Source organism: Pilosibacter sp. NGB245, from assembly GCF_057397225.1.
This window is the reverse complement of sequence record NZ_CM171584.1, coordinates 232,025-250,343: the sequence shown is the minus strand read 5'-3', so window position 1 is coordinate 250,343 and position 18,319 is coordinate 232,025. Positions and strand designations below refer to the sequence as shown.

At 49.3% G+C, this 18,319-nt stretch carries 17 protein-coding genes; all 17 read right to left on the bottom strand.

Going from position 1 to position 18,319, the window contains the following annotated elements:
• Positions 1-19: 19 nt before the first annotated feature.
• The 17 genes from ACXMYH_RS01140 to ACXMYH_RS01060 all read right to left on the bottom strand — a co-directional run bounded on the left by ACXMYH_RS01140 (position 20) and on the right by ACXMYH_RS01060 (position 18,300).
• Positions 20-1,885, bottom strand: coding sequence for an ABC-F family ATP-binding cassette domain-containing protein (locus ACXMYH_RS01140; RefSeq protein WP_486555341.1), 1,866 nt, complete (start codon positions 1,883-1,885; stop codon positions 20-22).
• Between the two features lie 74 nt (positions 1,886-1,959).
• Positions 1,960-2,715 carry an exodeoxyribonuclease III gene (locus ACXMYH_RS01135; protein WP_118532611.1) on the bottom strand — a complete coding sequence of 252 codons (756 nt, stop codon included), beginning with the start codon at positions 2,713-2,715 and terminating at the stop codon, positions 1,960-1,962.
• A 279-nt stretch (positions 2,716-2,994) separates the two neighbouring features.
• Entirely contained in the window at positions 2,995-3,774 is a 780-nt protein-coding gene (locus ACXMYH_RS01130) for an ABC transporter permease (RefSeq protein WP_118298385.1), read from the bottom strand.
• A gap of 51 nt (positions 3,775-3,825) precedes the next feature.
• Positions 3,826-4,923, bottom strand: a complete 1,098-nt coding sequence (locus tag ACXMYH_RS01125) for an ABC transporter substrate-binding protein (RefSeq protein WP_118298386.1) — start codon at positions 4,921-4,923, stop codon at positions 3,826-3,828.
• 135 nt (positions 4,924-5,058) lie between these two features.
• Positions 5,059-5,850 (bottom strand): nucleoside phosphorylase, encoded by a 792-nt coding sequence (locus tag ACXMYH_RS01120; protein ID WP_243016026.1) that lies wholly within the window; start codon positions 5,848-5,850, stop codon positions 5,059-5,061.
• Between the two features lie 57 nt (positions 5,851-5,907).
• Entirely contained in the window at positions 5,908-6,690 is a 783-nt protein-coding gene (locus tag ACXMYH_RS01115; RefSeq protein WP_118298387.1) for an ABC transporter permease, read from the bottom strand.
• Positions 6,687-7,433 (bottom strand): ABC transporter ATP-binding protein, encoded by a 747-nt coding sequence (locus tag ACXMYH_RS01110; protein ID WP_118298388.1) that lies wholly within the window; start codon positions 7,431-7,433, stop codon positions 6,687-6,689. Before ACXMYH_RS01110 ends, ACXMYH_RS01115 begins: the two co-directional genes overlap by 4 nt.
• 18 nt (positions 7,434-7,451) lie before the next feature.
• Positions 7,452-8,189, bottom strand: coding sequence for an IclR family transcriptional regulator (locus tag ACXMYH_RS01105; protein ID WP_118532617.1), 738 nt, complete (start codon positions 8,187-8,189; stop codon positions 7,452-7,454).
• 489 nt (positions 8,190-8,678) lie between these two features.
• Positions 8,679-9,629: an adenosine deaminase gene (gene add / locus ACXMYH_RS01100; protein ID WP_486555340.1), complete on the bottom strand. Its 951-nt coding sequence runs from the start codon at positions 9,627-9,629 to the stop codon at positions 8,679-8,681.
• A gap of 70 nt (positions 9,630-9,699) precedes the next feature.
• Complete coding sequence (locus ACXMYH_RS01095; RefSeq protein ID WP_118298391.1) at positions 9,700-10,650, bottom strand: ABC transporter permease; 951 nt, start codon at positions 10,648-10,650, stop codon at positions 9,700-9,702.
• A gap of 3 nt (positions 10,651-10,653) precedes the next feature.
• On the bottom strand, positions 10,654-11,700 hold the full coding sequence (locus ACXMYH_RS01090) for an ABC transporter permease (protein ID WP_486555339.1): 1,047 nt from the start codon (positions 11,698-11,700) through the stop codon (positions 10,654-10,656).
• On the bottom strand, positions 11,693-13,249 hold the full coding sequence (locus ACXMYH_RS01085; RefSeq protein ID WP_405578722.1) for an ABC transporter ATP-binding protein: 1,557 nt from the start codon (positions 13,247-13,249) through the stop codon (positions 11,693-11,695). Before ACXMYH_RS01085 ends, ACXMYH_RS01090 begins: the two co-directional genes overlap by 8 nt.
• 228 nt (positions 13,250-13,477) lie before the next feature.
• Entirely contained in the window at positions 13,478-14,650 is a 1,173-nt protein-coding gene (locus ACXMYH_RS01080; RefSeq protein WP_118532619.1) for a BMP family ABC transporter substrate-binding protein, read from the bottom strand.
• Between the two features lie 2 nt (positions 14,651-14,652).
• Positions 14,653-15,969 carry an amidohydrolase gene (locus ACXMYH_RS01075; protein ID WP_118298395.1) on the bottom strand — a complete coding sequence of 439 codons (1,317 nt, stop codon included), beginning with the start codon at positions 15,967-15,969 and terminating at the stop codon, positions 14,653-14,655.
• Positions 15,970-16,215: 246 nt separating this feature from the next.
• Positions 16,216-16,443 carry an IclR family transcriptional regulator domain-containing protein gene (locus tag ACXMYH_RS01070; protein WP_182426840.1) on the bottom strand — a complete coding sequence of 76 codons (228 nt, stop codon included), beginning with the start codon at positions 16,441-16,443 and terminating at the stop codon, positions 16,216-16,218.
• A gap of 73 nt (positions 16,444-16,516) precedes the next feature.
• A complete protein-coding gene (locus tag ACXMYH_RS01065) occupies positions 16,517-17,803 on the bottom strand; it encodes a TRAP transporter large permease (protein WP_215702583.1) in 1,287 nt (428 codons plus the stop codon).
• Complete coding sequence (locus ACXMYH_RS01060) at positions 17,800-18,300, bottom strand: TRAP transporter small permease (protein WP_118532625.1); 501 nt, start codon at positions 18,298-18,300, stop codon at positions 17,800-17,802. The genes ACXMYH_RS01065 and ACXMYH_RS01060 overlap by 4 nt, the downstream gene beginning before the upstream one ends.
• Positions 18,301-18,319: the final 19 nt, after the last annotated feature.

Sequence of the window (18,319 nt, the reverse complement as noted above, 5' to 3'; positions counted from 1 at the left end):
GTTTTCCCCGACATGAGTATTATTTATTCTTCTGCGCCTCGATCTGCTCTGCCAGGTCGTTCAGATATACCCAGCGGTCCATCTTCTCCTCGAGCGCAGCTTCCTTCTCTTCCTTTTCCTTCATCAGCTCATTGAGCTTCGTAAAGTTCGTTGCGGACGCCTCGATCTCCTTTTCCAGGTTCTCAACCGCCTCTTCCAGCTTCGCGATATCGTCCTCGATCGTATCCCACTCCCGCTGCTCTTTGTAGCTGAATTTCAGCTTCTTTTCCCTAGGTTTCACGTTTGTCCGCGGCGCATTTCCTTCCGGATCGCCCTCTGCGGCTGTCCCGTTCCCCTTATCCGCAGACTTCTTCGCAGATGCCGGATTCTCCGCCGTGCTCTCCGCAAGCTTCGCCTCCCGCTCCGCCTTCGCTGCCTGATAATCCGTGAATCCGCCTTCGTACTGCTGGAGTTTTCCGTCTCCTTCAAACGCAAAAATCCTTCCGACCACACGATCCAGGAAATACCGGTCATGGGAAACCGTGATCACGATTCCCTGGAAGCTGTCAAGATAATCCTCTAAGATCATCAGGGTGCGGATATCAAGGTCATTCGTCGGCTCGTCCAGGATCAGGACATTCGGTGCACTCATCAGGATCTTTAAGAGATACAGACGTCTTCTCTCGCCGCCGGACAGTTTTTCAATCACCGTGTACTGGACAGACGGCGGGAACAGGAACCGTTCCAGCATCTGGGATGCGCTGATGCTGCCATCCTTCGTCTTTACATACTCTGCGACATTCTTGATGTAGTCGATGACCTTGAGACTCGTGTCCATGTCCTCGTTTTCCTGGGAGAAATAGCCGAGTTTTACGGTCTGCCCGATCTCGATCGTACCGGAATCCGGTTTTACCCAACCCGCGATCATCTTCATCAGCGTCGATTTTCCGCTTCCGTTCGGTCCGATGTAACCGATCCGGTCATCTTTTAAGAAAAAGTAGGTGTAATCTTTGATCAGGACCTTGTCCCCGTATGATTTACAGAGATCCGTGATCTCGATCGTCGTCCTCCCAAGGCGGCTGGAGATCGACTCCATCTCGACTTTTCCGTCTTCCACCGGTCCCTTTTTGTCCCGCAGTGCCTCGAAGCGCTGGATCCTGCCTTTCTGCTTTGTGGAACGTGCTCTCGCACCTCTCTGCATCCAGGCAAGCTCGGTCCGCAGGATCGACTGGCGCTTGCGCTCGGACGCCTTTTCCATGTCCATGCGCTCCGCTTTCAGTTCCAGGAATCCCTCATAGTTTGCCTGATAGCTGTAGAGTTTTCCGTTATCGAGCTCCACGATCCGGTTTGTCACGCTGTCAAGAAAATACCGGTCATGGGTGATCATCAGGAGCGCGCCCTTAAATTTCTTTAAATAATCTTCCAGCCAGTCCGCCATCTCACTGTCAAGATGGTTCGTCGGCTCGTCCAGGATCAGAAGCTCCGCTGTCGATAAAAGCACCGATGCCAATGCCGCGCGCTTCTTCTGTCCGCCGGACAAATGTTCCACTTTCTCGTTAAAATCCGGGATCCCGAGGCGGTTCAGCATGGATTTCGCCTGGCTCTCAAGGTCCCAGACGTGCTCATGTCCCTCATTTTCCCTTAAAACACTCTCTAACACCGTCTCTCCCGGGTGGAATACCGGGTTCTGCGGAAGATAGCGGATGTCCAGATTTCTTCCCCGGACGATCCGGCCGGAGTCCGGCTCCTCAAGTCCCGCCACCATCTTTAATAAGGTGGATTTTCCTGTTCCGTTGATCCCGATCAGACCGATCTTATCGCCTTCGTTGATGGAAAAATCGGTATCGTCAAAGAGTAATCGTTCTGTATATGATTTCGTCAGATGTTCTGCCGTTACTAAGTTCATGTTATGTCAACCTGCCATTGTTTTATTTCGATCTATCGTCGTTGATTTTCCGACGTTCAGCATTCCACTATTTATCAGTCGATATCCAGCTCCACCGGACAGTGATCGCTTCCCATGATCTCCGTATGGATCTTTGCGCCCACCAGCCTGTCCTTTAAGCCCTCGGAAACGCAGAAATAGTCGATCCGCCATCCCGCGTTCTTTGCTCTCGCCGAGAACCGGTAAGACCACCAGGAGTAGATCCCTTCCTGATCCGGGTAAAAATACCGGAAAGTATCGATAAATCCGGCGCCCAGGAGCTCCGTGAATTTCGCGCGTTCCTCATCGGAGAATCCCGCATTTTTCCGGTTCGTCTTCGGATTCTTCAGGTCGATCTCGTTGTGGGCTACATTGAGATCGCCACAGAAGATCACCGGCTTCTTTTTCTCCAGCTCTTTCAGGTACGTCCGGAACGCGTCCTCCCACTGCATCCGGTAATCCAGACGTTTCAGCCCGTCCTGGGAGTTCGGCGTGTAGCAGGTGATCACGTAATATTCCGGAAATTCTGCCGTGATCACGCGGCCTTCATGGTCATGTTCCTCGATCCCGAGTCCGTAAGTCACTGCGACCGGCTCTTCCTTCGTAAACATCGCCGTTCCGGAATATCCTTTTTTCTCCGCATAATTCCAGTACTGGTGATATCCCGGAAGATCCAGATCTACCTGGCCTTCCTGCAGCTTGCTCTCCTGGATGCAGAAGATATCTGCGTCCGTCTCCTTTAAATATTCTAAAAATCCCTTTCCCAGGCAGGCACGAAGGCCGTTTACGTTCCAGGAAATCATTTTTTTCATAGATTCGTTCTCCATTTCTATCGCACTCTTGCATGGACCGTTCTGAATTGTATCCTGCAGACATGAAAAATTACAGATATTCTGCGATCCGCATATAAGTTAAGTATATCATCATTCCATATGATTTACCATCATAAAATACTCCGGACTGCAGCCGGTGAATAACGCGAGCAGTAACGATCTCTCCCCATCCACATGATGGCCGGCTAAAGAAAAAACAAGGTCCCCGCTGCAGCATCATGCGCCGCAGGGGAACCTTGCCTGTTTTTCTTTTGATTTTTAACCGACCACACTCTTATCGATGACTTTCCAGTAAAGCGCCTTTTTCTCGACAAATTCCGAGATCAGATACAGCGCCAGACCGATCACGCTTAAGAGGATGACTGCATTTAAGATCATCTTGATATCATATGTCTCGCTTCCCAGTGTCAGCAGATATCCGAGTCCCGCTTTGGCTCCGATCATCTCGCCGATAACAGCACCTGTCATCGCCTGTGTCAGGGCAAGCTTGATACCGGACAGCATCATTTCGATGGAATACGGAACCTCGATCTTACAGAATGTCTGCCATTTGCTGGCTTTGAGCACCTTCATCAGATTGTATACATTATCTTCAATGGAACGGATCGCGGACACCTCGTTGATCATGATCGGGAATGATACGACCAGGATAACAAGGGCTGCCTTTGATTCGATGCCGAGTCCCATCCACAGGATAAATAACGGTGCGAGGGAAATCTTCGGCGCTGTCTGGATAATGATGACAAACGGCATGATCAGGCGTTCAATAAACCGGATCTTCGCCATAATATACCCGAGGATCAGTCCGATCACAATACCGATCACGGTTCCCATAAGGATCTCTTCCATCGTGACACGGATATGTTTCATGATATCACCGCTGACGAACAGCTTTACCATTGAATCTGCCAGTTCTGCCGGGCCGGGAAGCAGATAATTCGGTACATGAAAGAGCCGGATATACAGTTCCCACACGATCAGAAACAACGGCAGAAACAATGCCGGAAGAATGATTTTTCTGTATTTTCTGTAAAACATCTCTCACCTCATAACTCTTCCAGCCCGGAGCTGGGAAATCTTTGTTCTCTCTTATTTTGCCGGTGTATAAAGAAGCTCTGCTGCATCGAAGGTCTCATCGATGTTGCCGATCTCTTTGGATTTATTGATGAGTGCCTGCCACTTCTCCGGATTAGATGCGCCGATTCCGTTCTCTGCTGTGTAGTCGCTCTGCCATAATGTCTTTACGAATACATCATTTAAGATCTGGACAACAACATCTCTCTTTTCTGCGAATGTCGGTGCATATTTCTCGATGGACATATCAACTGCCTCTTCTACATGGCCGTCGATGATGTATTCGATCGCTTTGTTTAATGCGCGGCAGAAGCCATCAACTGTTTCCGGATCTTTCTCAACAAGTGCGTCGCCTGCAACTAATACGTTTCCGAAGGACGGAAGGAACTGGTCACATGTGATCTCGCTTGCAGCGAAACCAGAGTTGTTTAACTCGATCGTTCTGAGTTTGGAGAATACGATCGCATCGACCTGACCCTCAGTGAGAGCTGTCAGGATCGCACCTGTACCAACGATCTCAACCTGAACATCGTCGATGGTAAGTCCTGCGGACTCCAGAGCTGCCTGAAGCTGGAAATAGTTTGCGCTTCCAAGGCTTGTTACCGCTACTTTTTTGCCCTTTAAGTCAGCCGGTGTGCTGATTCCGGAATCACTTCCGAAAATGATCGCTCCAAGACCTTCCTGGTATGTTGTGTGAACAACCTTTACCGGGATTCCCTGTGCTTTTGCAGCTACAACTGCATCTGCATTCGGGAAACCGAACTCAACATTTCCTGCTGCGACATTCTTTACGATATCAGCAGCTGCTGCATAATAAAACTCTACATTCAGACCTTCTTCTGCGAAGTATCCGTTTTCCTGTGCAAGATATAACGGTGCGTAATACGGAACAGCGGAACCGTCGATCTGGATGGAAACAGTCTTTAAGTCTCCTGCATCCTTTGCCTCGGCTGCTGTTGTTTCGTCTGCTTTGCTCTCTTCCGCAGCAGTTGTCTCTGCTGCTGTTGTTGCGGCTGCCTCACTCGCTTTGTTTGCGCTGTCAGAGCTGCATCCTGCAAGCATGGACACTGCCATGGCTGCTGTCAGTACGGTTGCAAGAATTTTCTTTCTCATAGTACTCTCTTTCTCCTTTTCATAATGGATGATACATTTGCTCCCGCCGGGTGATATTCCCGGCATTTATAATTTTCCCTGCCGTCTCCGGCCGGGTCATTATCATAGATCCGTTATCCGCAGTATCTTTTTCCGCTATTTTCTGTGAAGATATTCCTTATATAATTTTTCTCCTGCTGCCAGTGCCGTTCTGCACATTTCCTTCTGCGCAGGTTCAAAATCCACCAGCCACTGGTCCGTGATCCGGTTGCAGTGTACCGCGCAGATACTTCCCGAGAAAACATTGTTCAATGACGCCAGCGTGAAGATCGTCTCCGCTTCCATCTCCATGTTCAGGATGTTCCATTTTTTATACTGTTCCAGGACCGCATTTTCATCATATCCCGTTTCAAACGGCATCTGACGTCCCTGACCATGGTAGAAAGAGCCGACCGACATGCAGACTCCCATGGAATATGGCTGTTCTCTCTCTTCACACGCACGTTTCAGACAGTCCAGGACCTCGAACGATGCCAGCGCCGGGTATTCCGATGGTGCGTAAAAGCACGATGAACCGCCTCTCCGGACAGCACCTGTGTTTAATACCATAGCGCCGCACGGCACCTCTTCCTTCAGGACACCTGTTCCGCCGATCCGGATCAATGCTTTTGCTCCGAGCGCGATCAGCTGGATCACAGCGATCTCTGTTGACGGTGCGCCGATCCCTGTGGAACACACTGTAATTTTAATGCCATTGTAATATCCTGTCCCAACCACGTATTCCCGGTAATTGCTGACGATCCTGTAATCTTCCAGCAGATCCTCAAACATCGATACGCGCGCCGGATCCCCCGGAAGCAGCACGATCTCTCCAATATCATCTGCCGTACACTGGATATGCGGCATTTTTCCATTCATCGTCGGTGATGAAGCCGATGTAAAATTCACACAAATCTCCTCCAAAAACTTTCTTCCTTTGTCTTTTCCGAACAGGCGCAGTCCTTATCAGTTCTTTGACTCATGCCAGTACAGGAATTTATCTTCCAGCACGCTGATCACCTGGTATGTCGCGATTCCCAGGATGATCGTTACGATGATGCCTGCGAGCAGCATCGGTGTGTCATATGTCGATGATGCATATGTTAAAATGTAGCCAAGGCCCTGTTTTCCCGACATCCATTCTGCAACGATCGCTCCGATGACTGCCTGGACGATCCCCACTTTCATGCTCGCAAAAAGTGCCGGAAGTGAATACTGCATCTCAACCTGTGAAAAGATCTGCCATTTTGATGCCTTTAAGATCTTCATCAGGTTTCTGACATCCGGCGGGATCGATTCCAATCCCAGCATCATGCCTGACAATACCGGAAACAGTACCATGGAAATGATCAGGACAACTTTTGATACAAGTCCGATCCCGAACCAGATAACGAACAGCGGAACAAGAGCGATCTTCGGCGCTGTCTGCAGAAAGATCAGATACGGCATCAGCATCGTTTTCAACGCATCGACCTTGATAAATATATATCCAAGTACGATCCCGAGAAACGCTCCGATCACAAACCCGAGAATGACCTCATATGTTGTCGTCCAGAGATGGGGATAAACCGTTCCCTTTACAAACATTTTTTCCAGACTGTTCCATACTTTCGGCGGCGATGGCAGAATGTACGCCGGTACATGTTTCACTGCAACGTAGATCCACCAGATCGCAATAAAGACACCGACGGAAAGTGCATACTCCCCGATCGTTCTTAAGACACCCTGAAGTTTTCCATTTTTCTTCATCCGATGATCCCCCTCAGGTACTTATTGTATTCTGTAAATTTCGGATCATTTCTTGTCGCTTCTCCCCTCGGGCGCGGCAGATCGATCTCGACCATCTCCTTTACGCGTCCCGGTCTCGCCGACATGACGAGCACCCGGTCTGACAGGAACGTCGCTTCCTCAATGCTGTGTGTGACAAAGATGACCGTCTTTTTCGTCTTCTGCCAGATCTTCAGCAGCTCCTCATTTAAATGGTCCCGCGTCAGGGCATCCAGCGCACCGAACGGCTCATCCATCAGGAGCAGCGGCGCATCGTAGGAAAGCGCACGGACGATGGAAACCCTCTGTTTCATACCGCCGGAAAGTTCTCGCGGGAGCGCTGTCTTGAACTCGGAAAGTCCTGCAAGTTCTAAGAGTTCATCGAGCTTTTTTTCATTCTCTTCCGTCTGTTTTTTCTGGATCACAAGCGGAAATTCCGCATTCTGTCTTACATTCTTCCACGGAAGCAGGACAGAATCCTGGAAAACAAAGCCCATCTGCTGGTCTGCGCCGTCACGGTACTCGATCGTGCCGGATGTCGGTTTGTCGAGGTTTCCGATGATCCGTAAAAGTGTTGATTTTCCGCATCCGGACGGACCGATGATCGAGATAAACTCACCCGGCCGGATCTGAAGATTGATATCCTTCAACGCTACTGTATCCTCTTTTAAGAGGTTGCTGTATACCTTGTTTAAGCCTTTTAACTCTACGCTGTACTCACTCATAACGTTCCTCCTTTTTCTTTACCGGATTGCCTCAGAAATTTCTTCCGCATATGCCTTTAACAGGCGGATCCGTTCCTGCATCTCTTCTTCATTTCCGTCTTTCAGCGAAGTAAATGCCAGTGCTGCCGCCGGCTCCCCGTTGATATCAAAGATTGGGCACGCCACGCCCTGGATACCAAGCTGCAGTTCTTCATCGATCACGGAATATCCCTGGGCGCGGATGCGGTCAAGCTCTGCATTTAACTCCTGCAGCCCTGTTTTTGTATTCGGCGTAGTCTTTGTTCTCGTCTCTTTTTCCAGGATCTCAAGCGCCTGTTTCCTGTCCATATACGCCATAAACACACGGCCGGCAGAGGTAGAATAAAACGGGATCACATGACCGATCTTCATCATGTACATATTGGAATCGCCGCGTTCACTGCATGCAATGTTCATGGCGACGCCGTGCTCCATGATACAGAGGACTACATTCCTGTCAATTTTTTCTGCAAGTTTCTGCATCGATGTCTGTGCTGTCTGTGTGAGTGCACTTCCCTTTACAACACCTGCCGCAATACCGCAGATTTTATATCCCAGACGATATTTTTTTGTCTGTGCATCCTGAACAACAAGGTGATTTCCTTTCAGACTTGTGAGTATCCGATGGGTAGAACTTGCCGGGATATTCAGCTGTTCTGCAAGTTCCGTAACGGACAAGCCATCCATGTTCCGGCTCAGGACCTCCAGCGCACTCAGTGCGCGATCAACTAACTGCATAATTGCCTCCACTTGTTGTCGCAGCAGCAGCTAGTAAAGCGGACATTCGCAATCCGCTTCGCTACTTGCTCATGAACGCAGTCGCTTCGCGATCTGTCAGTGGGAGCTTTCAACTCCCACTGACATAAGCATCCCACTCACCCACCGCTTAGTGCTCCGCGCACTTGAAGCGGGGGAATGCTTATCTGCGTTCAAACAGCTGCCGTATAGCATCGCTCGTCATTTGTTTTGTTCATTCCGTGTAGTGGAATTGTATTCCGTAAACTGAAATTAGTTTTATCTATTTTAACATTTTCCGCACTTCAATGCAATGTCAAGTGACTTTTCCTCCCATCTTTGGCATACACTACAATTTCATGGGGCAATTTTTGTATATTTTTGACGATTTTCATTCCGTTTAATGGAATATATATTTTTTAGTACAGAAAAAGCGACAGAATTTCCGGAGTTTTTTCGTTCATTCTGTCGCTTTCCTGTATCTTATTCCTTTTATTTCAGGAATCTTGCCTCCCAGGCATATTCCTGCATCTTTTCGATCTCCTCGTCGCTGAATCCGAGCTGTTCCTTTAAGACTTCCTTCTCTTTCTGAAGTGTCGTTCTGGAACATGTCCGGTTATCAGAGTTTACTGTCACATGGACTCCCTCATCGAGAAGCTTGTGGATCGGATGCATCTCGATCGCCGGGACAACTTTTGTGTGGTAATTGCTCGTCACACATACCTCAAGTGTCACATTCTCGTCGATCAGTCTCCGGATCAGTTCCGGATCATTGATCGCCGCAACTCCATGTCCGATGCGCTTTGTCCCGAAGGAAAGCGCTGTCTTCATGCTATCCGGTCCGGCAGCCTCTCCTGCATGGATCGTCATCGGGATTCCGTATTCACGGACTTTCGCAAAGACAGGTGCAAAGTTTTCCGTCGGGAACAGGCCTTCCGCGCCGGCAATGTCAACCGCGCACACGACTGGTCCAAGATACTTTTTCGCTGTCTCCACCGTCTGCATGTTCAACGCTTCATTGTCTGCTCCGCGCATGCAGCAGAGGATCAGTCCGACACGGATCTCCGGATAGGCCTTCATGCCGCGCTCCGCACCGTGGATCGCTGCCTCGACAACTTCATCCTGCGTCAGACCGCCATTTACGGAAAGCTGCGGTGCAAAGCGGATCTCCGCATAATCCACACCTTCCTTTGCAAGATCTTCCACAAGCTCATAAGTCACACGCTCGATCGCGTCTGCTCTCTGAAGGACAAGAAGCGGAAGATCAAAGCGCTCCAGATATTCCTCCAGTGTCCTGCAGTCTTCCGGCACTTCCATTTTATACTTTACTTCTTCCGCGCTCTCCGCAGGAAGCCTGATCCCCTGTTCTTTCGCAAGCTCCCAGACTGTCTCCGGGCGGAGTGAGCCGTCCAGATGTAGGTGAAGTTCTGTTACATGACCCATAGATTCATTCTCCTTTCTGTCTTCTAAAAACAGCTCCCGTTCCCAGGAGCTGTTTCCTCTCCGGCCGGGATCACTTCCCAGCCGCAGCTTTCATCTGTTTCTTTTTCTTGTTATGTTCTACCATCGCGCAGTAGATCGTGTAGGCAATGATGATGATGAGATAAGGCATCATCTGGATAAACTGAAGCGGAATGGAAGAATTCTGCAGATAGTTCGCAAGGCTCTGGCAGAATCCGAACAGCAGGGATGCAAGCATTCCGATCACTGCATTTCCCGCCGCGATCGCCTGCGTCGCCAGTGCGATATAACCGCGTCCGGCAGTCATTCCGGATGAGAAAAGTCCTACATATCCCATGGACAGGAAGGCGCCCGCCATACCTGTCAGGATCCCGCTCAGGCAGAGTGCGATATATTTGATCCGCTTTACCGGAATGCCGACTGATTCCGCCGCATCCGGAGATTCCCCGACCGCACGGATATGCATACCGAGTCTTGTGTACTTAAACATATACCATACAACTGCCACTAAAACAAGTGCTGTGTATGTCAGGACATGATGTCCGGAAAGGACAGCACCGATCACCGGGATGTCTTTTACGACCGGGATCGTTAAACTCGGAAGTTTTAAAGATTCCAGGGATGTGGATGCGCCTTTTTCCCCCGTGATCAGATAGAGGACGAAGATCGTTCCTCCTGATGCAAACGTGTTTAATGCGATACCGGAAATGACCGCATTGGAGTTTAATTTCAGGATAAAGTAGGCGAGAATGTTGCTGACAACAAATCCTGCAAATACCGCCCCCAGGAATCCGATCCATGCGCTGTGGGAAAAGGCGCTGACGACAACGCCGACAAACGCGGAGATCAGCATCGTTCCTTCCAGTGCGATATTGCTTGTCCCCGATCTGGACGAGATCATCGCGCCAAGTGTTGTTAAGAGCACCGGCGTCGCGCTTCGGAACATCGCGAAGTAGAACTCCGGGAGACTTAATGTTTTTAAAATTTCCTGTAAAAGATTCATCTGTTACGCCTCCCCTTTCAGTGCTTTTTTCGCTTCTTCGCGCTGTTTCCATCCCGCCATGAACCGCTCTGCCGTTACAAACAGGATCAGAACGGCCTGGATGATCGAAACGAGCTCATTCTGTACATCAGAGCGGCGTGACATGAGGTCCGCACCGACACGGATGTATGCCAGGAAAAACGCGGCAAACGGGACCATTTTCGGATTGTTGCCGGACAGGATCGCGATGATGACACCGTCCCATGCGTAAGACGGGGAATCCTGCCAGTTGAAACGCTGGTACATTCCCATCTGCTCCACGGCACCGCCGAGACCGGCAACAGCACCTGCAATGATCTGGGTCATGATGATGACACGGCTTGTCCTGATCCCGGAATATTTTGCGAATTCCGGATTGCTTCCGGAGATGCGCACTTCATATCCGAATTTCGTCTTGTATACAAAAATGTATAAGGCGATCACGGCCGCGATCGCGATCAGGTATCCAACATGGAAATTTGTCCCCGGGATCAGCTTTCCGAGTGCTGCCGTCGCCTGATATTTCTTTGATGCAAAGGTTCCCGCCTCGCGGTCTGCCAGGAATTTTGTCACATTGTAAATCCCGAGATAGAAGAATACATAGTTGAACATCAGGGAAGTTACAAGTTCATTTGTGTGGAAATACACTTTCAAAAGAGCCGGGATGCTGCCGATCACTCCACCGACTGCCGCTGCCGCGATCATGATGACGATCGGGTGGACTGCAAACGGAAGAGATGTTTTGATGGCAAGCGCCGCGGTCACGACCGCGCCTGTATACAGACATGCATCCGCGATCATCGAGAAGTTTCCGGACTTAAAGACAAGTCCCAGCGCAAGTCCTGTAAAGATCAGCGGCACACTGCTCGCAAATACTTCAAAAAAGTGACGTTTCGACTGCAGCGGTCCCAAAAACAGGTTGTAGATCGCTGTCACCGGTTCTTCACTGACTGCGAAGATGACTGCCACAGACAGGGCAATGGCGATCCCGAATGCACAGAGCAGTCTTACGATGGTAAATTTCTTATTCACAGCAGGCACCTCCGATCTGCTCTTTGGAATCTTCTTTTACACCGAGCATGTAAAGACCAAGCTCGTTCTCCGATGTCTTCTTCACATCCGCGATATGTCCGACGATCCGGCCTTCATGCATGACGAGGATCGTGTCGCTCAGGGAAAGGATCTCGCTCAGATCCGCGGAGACGAGCAGGATCGCTTTCTTTCTGCTTCTCATGTCAACGATCTTTTTCCGGATGAACTCGATCGCACCGACATCGATTCCGCGCGTCGGCTGGTTCATGATCAGGAGATCCGGTTCATAGTCAAACTCACGGCCAACAACGACCTTCTGGACATTACCACCGGAAAGTTCCGCGATGGACTGTTTGGAATTATCGTATTTTACGAGGAATTCCTTTAAGATCCTGTTTGTAAACTCGCTGATCTTTTTGCTGTCGAGAAGTCCGTGTGTTTTTAATTTATCCGTATAGTAAACCTTTGAGATCGTGTTGTCCTCCAGGGAAAGTTTCGGAGCCGTTCCGAATTTCATACGGTCTTCTGAGACATGGGAGATTCCTGCTTCCTGACGGGCGAGTACCGAAGCATTAGAAATATCCTTTCCATTCATCGTGATCGTTCCCTGCTGCTGCTTTAAGGTTCCGACGATCGCCTCAACGAGCTCCGACTGTCCGTTTCCATCAATACCGGCAATTCCGAGGATCTGGCCCTCTTTGATGGAAAACGAGACATGATCCAGTCTCGTCTTTCCGAACTGGTCCACATAGACAAGATCTTTTACTGAAAAGACGGTTTTTCCAAACTCCATCTCCTCTTTTTCAATATCCAGGCTGACATCACGGCCGACCATCAGGCGGGAGATCTCCCTCTCATCAAGATCTGAGATCTCATACGTTCCCATGGTCTTTCCGTCCCTGAGGATCGTCATGCGGTTGCAGAGTGCCTTGACTTCATTTAGTTTGTGTGAGATGAAGATGATCGTGTGGCCATGTTCTCTTAAAAGTTTTAACTGTTCAAACAGTTCCTCTGTTTCCTGCGGTGTCAGCACAGCTGTCGGCTCATCCAGGATCAGGATATGCGCGCCCCGGTAGAGTGCCTTTAAGATCTCAAGTTTCTGGCGCATGGCAAGAGAAATGTCTTCGACCTTTTCTTTTGCCTCTACCTTCAGATTGTATTTGTCGGAAAGTTCTGTCGTGATCCGCACTGCTTCTTTCCTGTCTACTTTCAGTGCGGTTCCCGGCTCTGCACCGAGGATCAGGTTCTCCGCCACAGTCATGGACGGGACCTGCATAAAGTGCTGGTGTACCATGCCGAGTCCGGCCGCGATCGCATCGCTGGATGAAGAGAAGTGTACTTCTTTTCCATCCACAAAGATCTGGCCTTCCGTCGGTGCCAGCATACCAAACAGCATTTTCATCAAAGTTGACTTTCCTGCACCGTTCTCTCCGACCAGCGCATGGATCTCACCTTTTTTGATCTGCAGATTGACATTATGGTTTGCCACAACGCCGCCCGGGTATACTTTTGTGATATTCCGGGCCTCTAAAATGATCTCCTGCTCCATTCATTCTCCTCCAGGTAAAGCTCTTATCCGCCTGTATGTTCCGGCAGTTGTCCCACCGTTATGCATGATGATAAAAAGCAACATCTCCTGCGATCCGCGGACAGGGAAAGCGCCGGGCGGTCTGCTCCGGGATGACCCCGGGAACAGTATTTTCCGCCTGCTGCTTCATTTCTGCCTGATACAGGAGATGTGAACTAAACTATGGGTGCATGTCTCAGCTGTTTTCCTTTACTGTGCTCCGTTGATGATGCCTTTTAAGGTTGCCTCATCCATGCCGTAAGCGGAATCAACCTTGACCTCGCCGGAAAGCAGTTTCTCTTTTGCGTCCTCGACTGCCTTCTTTGCATCGTCAGATACAACAGACTGATAGATATCATTGTCAGCAAGACCTACAACGCCGTCCTCGATACCAAGGGTCTGATATTCACCATACGGAAGTGTTCCATCAACTGCCTTCTCAACTGCATTGTAGATGCTGTCGCCAACGCCCTTGATCGCGGAAGAGATGATGAAGTTTGCCTCGTCCTTGCCCTCGTAAGCAAGTGCCTGGTCGGAGTCAACACCGATGCAGTACTTCTTGCTTTCTGCAGCTGCCTCGATAACACCTACGGATGCCGGACCTGCTGCTACGAATACAACGTCAGCGCCGTTGGAGTACTGAGTGATCGCAAGCTCTTTTGCTGTTGCGGAGTCAACATAAGAACCAACGTAGGAAACAAGTACCTTCACATCCGGATCTACGAACTGAGCGCCCTCGATGAAGCCGACTGCAGAGTCGTTGATAACAGCTGCTGTATCCTTTGCACCTACGAAACCGATCACGTTGTCTTCGTTTGCGTATTCCATATCGGACTTTGTCGCACTTGCTGCAAGAACACCTGCAAGGAATGCGCCCTCGTTCTGCTTGTAGCTCATGGAGTATACGTTGCTTAAGTCGCCGATGGTGTAGTCAACATCTGTATCAAAGATGATGAACTTCTTCTCCGGGAACTCCTGAGCAACCTTCTCTGTGATCTCCTTCATATCCCAGAGACCTGTGATGATAAGGTCTGCATCGGACTCACAAGCGTCTAACATGGAACCTTCAAACTTTGTCTTGTCGCTGCCCATCTCGACCATGTTTACTTCAACCTTGTCGCCAAGCTCAGCCTCAAGCTTTTCCATGCCGGCCTGCGCGGAATCATTGAATGCCTTATCGCCGAAAGAACCGGTAACAAGAAGTGTCACTTTTAACTTCTCACCGTTTGTCTCTGCCTTTGCTGCCTCCGCAGTTGTTTCAGCAGCTGCAGTTGTCTCTCCTGCTGCGGCTGTTGTCTCAGTCTTGCTCTCGCTCGCGCATCCGAACAGCATGGAAGCTGCCAGTGCCATAGCCAGTGTGCTGCATACGATTTTCTTTCTCATAATTAGTTGTTCTCCTTTTCGTAAAACGTTGATTTATTCAAACTGTCCAGGGTCTCCAGATAGTTCTCCTTGTTCATTACCGGCTGGAATGCCTCTTTGATCTTCCATGCAGAAGCACCGCCGTCAGACAGCAGGTCGATCACGGTGTCCGCAAAATAATGTGCCGGAACACAATATGCCTGTTCAGGATCCACCGTCTTAAAATCTTTTCCGTGGATGCTGCCTTCAAATCCGGCAACTCCGATCTCGACGATCGGCCACATCAGTGACAGATCTCCCATATCACCGGAAGCAAATCCGTGGGTTCCCTGGGCGATCATGCTCTCATCGATGTAATCCAGAATATGTTTTTTCACAAGCGCTGTCAGGTTCTCGTCCTGATGAAGCGGGAAGTATCCCGGAGTATCCTGGATCTCCAGATCACAGTTGATCGCAAGTGCACCTGCGCGGATCGCACGCGTTACTTTCGCGTTCGTCTCGAAGATCGCCGGAACGGTTTTCGCCCGGACATACATTTCCAGCTGCGTTCTTGCCGGGATCGTGTTGACGGACTGTCCGCCTTCCGGAACGAAGAAATGGACACGGATCGCATCATCAGCGCGGAATGTCTCGCGCAGGAAGTTGATTCCGGTCATTGCGAGATTGACTGCATTTAATGCATTTACACCACCTTCCGGATTTGCGCCCGCATGCGCCGCCTTTCCAGTAAAGATCGCGCGTTTCATGATGAAACCGTTTAAGCTGGAGCCGATCTCCGCATGATATTTTGTCATGTCGATCCCCATTGCATGGCAGGAAAGCATGAGATCCACATCGTCGAACACGCCTGTGGCGATCATTTCCTGTTTTCCTGATGGGTGGGAGATCTTTCCCTCTCTGATCAGCTCTTTCCGGTAATCCATATCGCAGAATTCTTCTGCCGGCGTTACAAGAAGTGTAACCTTGCCACAGAGATCTTTCAACATCCCTGATTCTTTGATCGCCAGGAATAAACTCATCATGACGCCGAGCTGACCGTAATGACCGCATGTATGGGCGGCATAGCTGTCCTCGCTGGCATACGGATGTCCGAAAGTCGGAACTGCGTCAAATTCCGTGATCAGACCGATATTCGGACCCGGTTTTCCCGAATCCAGCACAGCGCGGATTCCCGTGTAAGCAACATCCTCATGCGGGATCCCTGCTTTATCCAGAGCCTCGATCGTTTTTTCTCTCGTTCTGAATTCCTTGAATCCAAGTTCCGGATGGCGGTAAATGTCCTCACTCATCGCGATGATCTCCGGAAGGATCCGGTCTAATGTTTCATGAACCTGTTTCATGGTCTTTTGTTTCCTCCTTCACTACACTTGCGGGATCTGCCCATCGACTGTCCCTTCCCGGACCAGTGCTCTGTTTTGTGTCTGCGGACCCCTCTGATCATTCATGATCTACTGGTATAGTGCAGAACTTATCATACATAGTTTTATAGGTAAATGTCAAGAATATTTCTTTTCCTGGTAAATAAAAAGCAGGCTGCCGCACATTTCATGCAGCAGCCCACTTGCCAACTGTATTCTCCGGTCTTTTTATCTCTGTCGCACTGACTTGGAGATCTGTTCCGCAAATTGTCGTAAAAGACAGATCCTTCTGACCAGTTCTCTCGTATTTCCATCTTTGATCGACACAAATGTCAGCGCTGCCATGATATCACCATAAAAATCAAAGATCGGGCATGCCGCTTCCTGCTTGTAGCTCTGCTCTTCGCAGTCAACGAGCGTATATCCCTGCCGGCGGATATGTTCCATCTCCTTCATATCCGGCTCCATATACTGATAAGCGCGGTCATGAAACCAGCGTGTTTTCTATCAGTTTTTATGATTTCTGCGCCTAATAAATGATGTTTACGAGTCCGGTCGAGCAAATCGGGATAAATGTAAGGATCAGAAGGCAGCCGAATAACAGTGCATAAAACGGAACGGCTTCCTTGATGAAATCCTTTGTGGAACACTTTGTAACACCGCAGGTTACAAACATTAATGTTCCCATCGGCGGTGTGAAAGCACCGATGGCGTTTGCGAAAATAAATACCATTGCGAAGTGAATCGGATCGATTCCGTATGCTGTCGCGGCCGGCGCAAATAACGGCACGAGAACGATCATGCTGGCATTTCCTTCTACGAACATGCCGACAAAGATCAGGAAGATATCAACAGCAACAAGGAAAATCCATTTATTATGGATCACAGAGATCATCCACTGGGTAAACATCTGCGGGATCATCTCTTTTGTGAGGATCCAGGAGAATGTAGACGCCGCCGCAACGATCAGCATGATGGATGACGTTGTCATAAGAGTCTCTTTTAAGCCCTGACGAATTTCATTCGGTCCCAACTCTCTGTAGCCTAATCCGAGGGCAGCTGCATATACGATTGCAACAGCACCGGCCTCTGTGGCCGTAAATATACCGAGACGAACGCCGCCGATGATGATGATCGGAAGGCATAACGGGAGAATTGCCGGCTTAAAGGATGTCCAGAACATCGTCCCCGTCATTTTGTCTTTGCGGAGCGGAAGATAACCGCGTCTTCTTGAAATTCTGGACACCATAAACATCATTGTTATACAAAGAAGAATACCCGGACCAAAACCGGCAATGAACAATTTACCGATTGATACATTCGCAATACAGCCATAGAGAATCAGTCCAATTCCCGGCGGGATTAACGGTGTGATCATACTGGAAGCCGCAGTTACTACCGTGGAAAATGCTTTGCCAATCCCTTTGGATTCCATCTCCGGAACCAGCATCTTTGCCTCCATCGCGGCATCCGCAAGTGCGGAACCGGAAAGTCCGCCCATCAATGTACTAAGAAGGATATTTACCTGTGAAAGTCCACCGTACATTCTTCCGGTCAGGACCGCACAGAAATCCATGATTCTCTTTGTAACCCCCGTGTAGTTCATGAGAACACCTGCACATACGAAAAACGGGATTGCAAGAAGTGTCACACTCTCGGAACCGGTAATCGCCTGCTGTGCAAATACAGCCGGATTAATACCCGGAGTCAGTATAAAATAAACAACGGAAGCTCCAAGCACTGCCACAAATACCGGAATTTTAAAAAACAGCAGGGCAAGGAGAATGATCGCCATAATACCAACAGCTGAATTCATACGTTCTCCCCCTTTCCACCGTCTTTAAACAGTTCCTTTAATTCATAATATTTTTCTTCTGTATAGCTGATCAACATAAGTACAATGGAAACCGGAGCAATCGCATAGATCCATGCATACGGGATCATAAGGATTGGCGTCTTACGGTTTGTACGCAGCATAACATTGATATAGTCTTTGCTCCTAAACAGGAAATAAATCAGTACTGCGTACACGATTACAGGAATTAAAAGTTCTATTCCTTTACGTATCTTTTTGGGAAGTGCGTCCACCAAAATTTCAATCGCCACATGGCTCTTCGTGCGGAACGCTGCAGGTGCTGCCAGGAATGTGATCCACACCATACATGCAAGCTGAAATTCTTCTTCCCACGTAAATGGCCGACTGAATATGTAACGCATTGGTACTCCAACAAATGTAACGCCAATCAGCACTGCCAGCACCAGAGATGCCACTGCAACCTCGATTCTGTCTAGGATATCCAGGAATTTTTTCATTGTTTTCACCATCCTTATC

Excerpts from the sequence above, each read along its gene's own strand:
- ACXMYH_RS01140 (WP_486555341.1), bottom strand. The coding sequence starts at position 1,885 with ATGAACTTAGTAACGGCAGAACATCTGACGAAATCATATACAGAACGA.
- ACXMYH_RS01135 (WP_118532611.1), bottom strand. The coding sequence starts at position 2,715 with ATGAAAAAAATGATTTCCTGGAACGTAAACGGCCTTCGTGCCTGCCTG.
- ACXMYH_RS01130 (WP_118298385.1), bottom strand. The coding sequence starts at position 3,774 with ATGTTTTACAGAAAATACAGAAAAATCATTCTTCCGGCATTGTTTCTG.
- ACXMYH_RS01125 (WP_118298386.1), bottom strand. The coding sequence starts at position 4,923 with ATGAGAAAGAAAATTCTTGCAACCGTACTGACAGCAGCCATGGCAGTG.
- ACXMYH_RS01115 (WP_118298387.1), bottom strand. The coding sequence starts at position 6,690 with ATGAAGAAAAATGGAAAACTTCAGGGTGTCTTAAGAACGATCGGGGAG.
- ACXMYH_RS01110 (WP_118298388.1), bottom strand. The coding sequence starts at position 7,433 with ATGAGTGAGTACAGCGTAGAGTTAAAAGGCTTAAACAAGGTATACAGC.
- ACXMYH_RS01105 (WP_118532617.1), bottom strand. The coding sequence starts at position 8,189 with ATGCAGTTAGTTGATCGCGCACTGAGTGCGCTGGAGGTCCTGAGCCGG.
- add (WP_486555340.1), bottom strand. The coding sequence starts at position 9,629 with ATGGGTCATGTAACAGAACTTCACCTACATCTGGACGGCTCACTCCGC.
- ACXMYH_RS01095 (WP_118298391.1), bottom strand. The coding sequence starts at position 10,650 with ATGAATCTTTTACAGGAAATTTTAAAAACATTAAGTCTCCCGGAGTTC.
- ACXMYH_RS01085 (WP_405578722.1), bottom strand. The coding sequence starts at position 13,249 with ATGGAGCAGGAGATCATTTTAGAGGCCCGGAATATCACAAAAGTATAC.
- ACXMYH_RS01080 (WP_118532619.1), bottom strand. The coding sequence starts at position 14,650 with ATGAGAAAGAAAATCGTATGCAGCACACTGGCTATGGCACTGGCAGCT.
- ACXMYH_RS01075 (WP_118298395.1), bottom strand. The coding sequence starts at position 15,969 with ATGAAACAGGTTCATGAAACATTAGACCGGATCCTTCCGGAGATCATC.
- ACXMYH_RS01070 (WP_182426840.1), bottom strand. The coding sequence starts at position 16,443 with ATGAAGGAGATGGAACATATCCGCCGGCAGGGATATACGCTCGTTGAC.
- ACXMYH_RS01065 (WP_215702583.1), bottom strand. The coding sequence starts at position 17,803 with ATGAATTCAGCTGTTGGTATTATGGCGATCATTCTCCTTGCCCTGCTG.
- ACXMYH_RS01060 (WP_118532625.1), bottom strand. The coding sequence starts at position 18,300 with ATGAAAAAATTCCTGGATATCCTAGACAGAATCGAGGTTGCAGTGGCA.